The sequence below is a fragment of the Nostoc sp. UIC 10607 genome (genome assembly GCF_047228265.1).
In the GTDB taxonomy this organism is placed as follows: domain Bacteria; phylum Cyanobacteriota; class Cyanobacteriia; order Cyanobacteriales; family Nostocaceae; genus Nostoc; species Nostoc foliaceum_A.
Window position 1 is genome coordinate 1 of the sequence record NZ_JBIQNW010000139.1, and the last position, 5,682, is coordinate 5,682.

Annotated in this window: 6 protein-coding genes; 2 read left to right on the forward strand and 4 right to left on the reverse strand. The window is 42.0% G+C overall.

Going from position 1 to position 5,682, the window contains the following annotated elements:
* Positions 1 to 862 precede the first annotated feature (862 nt).
* Complete coding sequence (locus tag ACEYW6_RS35615) at positions 863 to 1,186, forward strand: hypothetical protein (protein ID WP_190901075.1); 324 nt, start codon at positions 863 to 865, stop codon at positions 1,184 to 1,186.
* Here ACEYW6_RS35615 and ACEYW6_RS35620 read toward each other — a convergent pair.
* On the reverse strand, positions 1,151 to 1,459 hold the full coding sequence (locus ACEYW6_RS35620) for a hypothetical protein (RefSeq protein ID WP_190901079.1): 309 nt from the start codon (positions 1,457 to 1,459) through the stop codon (positions 1,151 to 1,153). The two genes, ACEYW6_RS35615 and ACEYW6_RS35620, sit on opposite strands and share 36 nt — an antisense overlap.
* A gap of 64 nt (positions 1,460 to 1,523) precedes the next feature.
* On the reverse strand, positions 1,524 to 2,285 hold the full coding sequence (locus ACEYW6_RS35625) for a DUF6748 domain-containing protein (RefSeq protein ID WP_412983515.1): 762 nt from the start codon (positions 2,283 to 2,285) through the stop codon (positions 1,524 to 1,526).
* A 444-nt stretch (positions 2,286 to 2,729) separates the two neighbouring features.
* On the opposite strand from ACEYW6_RS35625, the gene ACEYW6_RS35630 reads away from it, so the two are divergent.
* Positions 2,730 to 4,682: a pentapeptide repeat-containing protein gene (locus ACEYW6_RS35630; protein ID WP_412983516.1), complete on the forward strand. Its 1,953-nt coding sequence runs from the start codon at positions 2,730 to 2,732 to the stop codon at positions 4,680 to 4,682.
* Here the strand turns inward: ACEYW6_RS35630 and ACEYW6_RS35635 are convergent.
* Positions 4,662 to 5,183 carry a hypothetical protein gene (locus ACEYW6_RS35635; RefSeq protein WP_412983517.1) on the reverse strand — a complete coding sequence of 174 codons (522 nt, stop codon included), beginning with the start codon at positions 5,181 to 5,183 and terminating at the stop codon, positions 4,662 to 4,664. The genes ACEYW6_RS35630 and ACEYW6_RS35635 overlap by 21 nt on opposite strands.
* 71 nt (positions 5,184 to 5,254) lie before the next feature.
* Positions 5,255 to 5,638, reverse strand: a complete 384-nt coding sequence (locus tag ACEYW6_RS35640) for a hypothetical protein (protein WP_412983518.1) — start codon at positions 5,636 to 5,638, stop codon at positions 5,255 to 5,257.
* Positions 5,639 to 5,682: the final 44 nt, after the last annotated feature.

Here is a 5,682-nt window from a genome sequence, read left to right on the forward strand (position 1 = left end):
ATTGAAATTAGATTTTTAGTTTGTATATTTTTGAGTGCGGTTGGCATAACTATATAGCGCTAATAATGAGAACTCTCCTTTAATCAATTAAAATAACTGTATCAAAGAACTAATTTTTCTGATCTGTAACACTTGTTAAAAGACCTACCAATATATCAATTTACTTTTCCTAAAAGATTTTATCTCCTGCAAAGAACTTTGCTAACTGGCTAAAGATGGATGAGGCTGGTAAATAAACTAATCCCTTCGATTGCTTTTTTTCCCAAACGCCATTTTGATTCGAGCTTTGCAAGACCAATGGAAACGCTCTACGTGCCGTGATGGCCTGGATTTCTCACCACATCTCATTAATTAAATAAGTAATGAGTAATAAGTAATAAGTAAGATTCTTTACTCATTAATCATTACTCATTACTTATTACTTCACTTGCGAAGGGATCAGGGGAGCTTGTGAGAAATGCGGGATGAATACCTGGAACTGCCACGCTCTGCAATCGGCACTGGCAAACATGGTAGAATAGCGCAGCCTCCACGTGTGGGTTGGGTATGATGTGCGTAATCGTCTCGTTGCTGAGTTTTCAAGCCGTCGGTTTTTAAATCTCAAAGTATTTAGTGGCGTGAAGTTTGTGCCACAATGCTAGAAAGTCATTAGGAGGCTACAAAATTTAGACGCAAAGCAACAGAACAAGGTTTTGAAATGAACGTTTATATTCCCTTGGAGTTGCTAGAACGCATACAGCAGAAACGCTGGCAGCCAAATGAACAACCAGACAGAAACGATGTCTCCGAGTTAACCCAAAAAGAGTAACTTACTTCAACACATTGCTTCCAGTCCCAATCCAATGGTATTTGAACGACAATTATGAGTAACCCTCTTTCCCATCCCGAAGATCCAGGCTTCCATTCATCTATTCAGGAAAATCTAAAACAGCTTTCTGCTCAGTTGGGATCTCCTTTGTCCGAATTATCAGTCATGGAAATATACCAGAATGCGTGCGATCTACTGAGCCACGTTTCTCCATCACCTCTTACTCTTGCCCGCGTTGCAGGGACATTACTGGTCTACCGAGTCACGGACACAGAACCGGAAGAATTTGAGTGGTTCAGCACCCAAGTGAAACAATGTCTGGATGAAGAAGAAGTTGAGGAGTTAATTGAATCCATACATCGCACGGATGCTTTGTAATCGCTGAAAAAGGTGGAGTCTCGCGTACATCGGATACCGTCGCATCATCTCTTGCAATTCCACTCGTTCACCTTGGGGCGTGTACACAGTTTCGCCAGACAGCGCAATCACAATCCTTTGCCGCCTTGCCCACTCAAAGTGAGCGATTACAGTAGACTTGGCCTGTTGTGCCTCCGGCTTCCTCCCTTCCTTGCAAGCTGCCACAAACACGGCTTCCGTTGGCTTGACTCCCTTCCAAGTGCGTAACGCTTCTTTGAGATAGGCGATAGCCAAAGGCTTAAGCTTCGCTTATCGCACAGTTTTAGGATGAGCCAGTAGTAAAGAGAACCTTATTTCTTTAGTTCGGTTCCACTCTCAGATAAAATTGTGTAGCCACAAACTTAGTATCTTTCTTGGTTGGATCTGCGTTTTCTATTACCTCTGTTATACCTACAGCAATCAAACCTTTACCAAAAATTTCGCTAGTTGCTGCATCAAGTTGCTTTTGCGTTGCACCCGTTTGGCTCAAATCGATTGACGAAACTGGAGAAATCTTCGGCTTATTCAAAACTAACTTATCTGTGGAGAAGCAAGGAGTTGTGATGCAGCGAATGCCATTGTCTTTTATGGCCACAAAAGTACCTTTTGCTGGGGCATTTGTCGCGGCATAAAAGGCTTTTTTTACTCTCAAATTCCCAAACTCACCGAACCCAGAAAATGTTATTGGAACGATGTTACCTCTGAGAATCACACGGCTACCATCATCATTTTGAATTTTTATTAGTTCGTAAGGCGAGACTTTCAGGGAACTCCAATCAATTGCAGACACATAGCATTCGGAGCGAAAAACACCATCTAAGCAAGGAGTAGCTTTCAAGTTGACTTGTTTTATAAAATACCCACCGCATACCGGAGAAGCACATCTGCGAAAATCTCTTCGCACCATGTAATATCCCCACTGTGGAAACTCTTGGTTTTTGACTGTGACTGCAACAGAATCAGTAGTCTCTGGAGCAGAAATATTTTGCGCCGATACTTTGGAGAAAAATCCGTTGGTAACTATTATTGCACCTAATAGAGGAATAATTGAGGCTTTGTAGTTCAATGATTGTTTGTTCATGGTAGTTTTCGATTTTATTTGAGGGTTAAATACCTTTGTTAAGAGCAGAGTTGACAGCATTTCTGGCAAAACCTGACAAAATACCTGTACACAAGCTCGTAGTTGGCAAAGTAGATTGGAATACCATAACTCTTACACTACTGACAACAGGTTAAAAAACCTTACGGGAAACCTTAAAGGAATTTTAAGGACTCATTGTTTTTGCCAACTTTGTTCCAGAATCACCTGAGTGTACGTCTAATCTCTGCATTTAGCCAAACCTGCGATGGCGCGAGCGCCCGCCGGAGGCGATCGCACAAGAACAACAAAAGCCGACTTAATATTCTGCTTGTAGGCGATCACAGTAAGCACAAGCGCACTAGGCCAGAAATCTTGTGTTACAGTCCGTAAAAGTTCATACTGAAGCTGTATGTAACATAACCCCTCGCTTTTATAAGCCTAGCCATGCCCCAAGACTTCTCCGGTCAAAATCTCAGAGGTCGTTCATTCAAAGGTCAAAACCTTGAGGGCGCAAATTTTACTGGTGCAGATATTCGAGGTGCAGATTTTACTAATGCTACTTTAATAGGAGCAAACTTTAGCCATACTACTGCTGGACTGCAAAAGCATTGGACTATTTTTTTAGTCTATATTTCGTTGTTGCTATCAGGAATATCGGGATTTTTCTCAGTCTTTACTGGAGCGTTAATAGCTTTTATATTTGACAATTCATCAAGTCTAGAAAATCAGATTGGTGGCTGGACTGCCTTAATAGTAGTAATTGTTGTTTTTATAGTTATCCTTCGCCAAGGATTAAACTCAGCCATTGCCATCGCTATTGCCATTGCCATCGCTATCACCACAGCCATTACCGGAGCCATCACCGGAATCATCATCGCTATTGCCATCGTCATTGCCATCGCTGGAGGCGGACGCGAAGCCGAAACCGGAACTTTCATCTACGGAAACAACACCATTACCGGAACTGTCACCCCTAGCAACAGTATGTATGGATACATCGCTGGAGCCGGAGCCATCGCCGCAGCCGTCACCGGAGCCATCACTATTGCCATTACTGGAGCCATTGCTGGAGCTATCGCTATCACCGGAGCCATCACTATCACTGGAGCTATCACCGGAACCATCATCATCGCCATTGCCGGAGCCATTACCGCAGCCATTACCGCAGCCATCACCGGAGTAATCGCCACTACTATCACTGGAGTCATCACCATTGCCATCGCTGGAGCCGGAGCTTTATTTAGTGCTTACATTGCTTGGAGAGCAATGAAGGGAGATAAAACATATTCTTTGATTCGGAATATCGCTGTTGCTTTTGCAGCGAGTGGTGGTACCAGCTTTCGCAATGCCAATTTAACTGATGCTAACTTCACATCTGCCATACTTAAAAGTACAGATTTTAGAAAAGCTAATTTAACTCGTACCTGTTTCAATAAAACTAAAAAACTTGAACGTGTTCGCCCAGGCACAACTTACCTGCAAAAAGCACAAGTGGTAAGCGTGTTGGTGACAGGTCAAAAACCAGAAAAAAACTTTGACCGTGAGGACTTACGCGGGGTCAATTTTCAAGGAGCTAATTTAGTAGATGCCAGTTTTATTGGTGCAGACTTGAGCCAAGCCAACTTACGAGATGCAGATTTATCCAGAGCGAAATTAGTACAGACACAACTTGACGGCACAGACTTTACAGGTGCAACTCTCAGCGGAGCATACATTCAAGATTGGGGCATTACCACTGACACCAAATTTGATGGGGTACGGTGTGAATACGTTTATATGCGACTCCCCACACACGATAATCCTGACCCTTTCCGCAAACCCGATAACAATCAAGAAGTGTTTGCAGATAGCGAGTTTGGAGATTTCATTAAACCAATCTTCGACACACTCGACCTGTACCATAATCAAGGTGTTGACCCCAGAGCGATCGCTATTTCCTTTAAGCAGCTAGCCGAAAATCATCCAGAAGCAGATTTGCGGATTGTGGGAATGGAAGTGCGAGGCGAAGATAAGTTCTTGCTTCGTGCAAAAACAGTAGCGATGGCTGATAAGTCTGAACTGAGCGCAGAATATTTTGACACTTATAATCAGATAAAAGGTTTACCGGAGCGGGAGATTAAATTACTGCTAGCAGAAAAAGATAATCAAATCCGCAGATTAGAAAATATGGTGATGACGGCATTAGAACGTCCTAGCTTTTATTCAAACGTTGAACAGGTAGGTTTTATGACTAACAATCCCGGTGGCTTTTCAGTTGGTGGTTCAGTTGATGGCGATATTAATAATGTTCAGGGTGAAAATAATCAACAAAGGGTAAGTAATAAAAGTTCTAGTTTTAACTTACAAGGCGCTCAATTCCTAGTGTGGCAAAACTTACTAGAGAAGACGACTCTCTAAATTAGCCAAGTAACCCTTGGGGTCTCTGCGAAATCGATATTGTTCAATTCTTGCTTTGTGGTGTTTTTGCAATTGAGAGCGTAATTCGAGCCAAGTATGAATATCAACTTGTGCTAAATCAGATGCGGTAAAAGAATGAAGTTTAGTAGCGATTGCACAGGCAAGTTTGACAGAACCACGAATAACAAGGGATGAGGGGGCAACCTTACGACCAGTACAACGACGTTGATGATGACGTAGCATACCAAAAGCGTGTTCTAAGTCATTATTAGTTCTGGGAAAATCTTCAATTTCGTAACAATGAAAAAGTCCAGACCAGTAGCTATGAGTGGTTTTTATAAAGTTATCGATTGCAGTTTTCAGGGTACCAGCTTTCTGCTTTTGTTGGGACATTTCTGTTAATAGTTGCTGATAACTTTGTTTGACCCCAGCAGCATTAAGACCTATTTTATTATTGAGAATATCACTAGCTTTATCAACCCACTGATATGCAACACTCACAGGTGAAAATAAAGATGCAGTCGCAGATAAACCCTTAGCTATCAAGTGTTTTAGGTTGACTAAGGGTGGGGTTAAAGCACTTTTTTTTCCATCCGTTCTAAGCTTTGCTCTATCAATGTCAAATTTTCTTGTAACTTTAATCCTGATGCCTCTAACGGTGGATGACCATCATTAGTTATAGAACTACGTACTGCCGAGCAATAATCTTCGATAATAGTTGCCATTTCCTGAGTTTCATTAGTAACACTACGTTCAATGTCTCGTAATCCTCTAACTTTTTTCTTTAATTCCTTTTTTGCATGTCGATCCGCCTCATATATGGGTTTAATCGCTTCCTTCAGGTAATGGTAATGACATAAACCGTGAGCAATTCTAGGTAATGCTAACCTAACAGCTTTGCGAATTGATTGTTGCCCATCACTAACCTGACTTTTCCCGTTAAGTCTCTTTTGCAAGCTGCCAGCCTTCACAAAGGTCGTGTAATTTTAACCAGCCTCGC

Bases quoted from the DNA above. Each gene is read 5' to 3' on its own strand.
- ACEYW6_RS35615 (WP_190901075.1), top strand. From the start codon at position 863: ATGAGTAACCCTCTTTCCCATCCCGAAGATCCAGGCTTCCATTCATCT.
- ACEYW6_RS35625 (WP_412983515.1), bottom strand. From the start codon at position 2,285: ATGAACAAACAATCATTGAACTACAAAGCCTCAATTATTCCTCTATTA.
- ACEYW6_RS35630 (WP_412983516.1), top strand. From the start codon at position 2,730: ATGCCCCAAGACTTCTCCGGTCAAAATCTCAGAGGTCGTTCATTCAAA.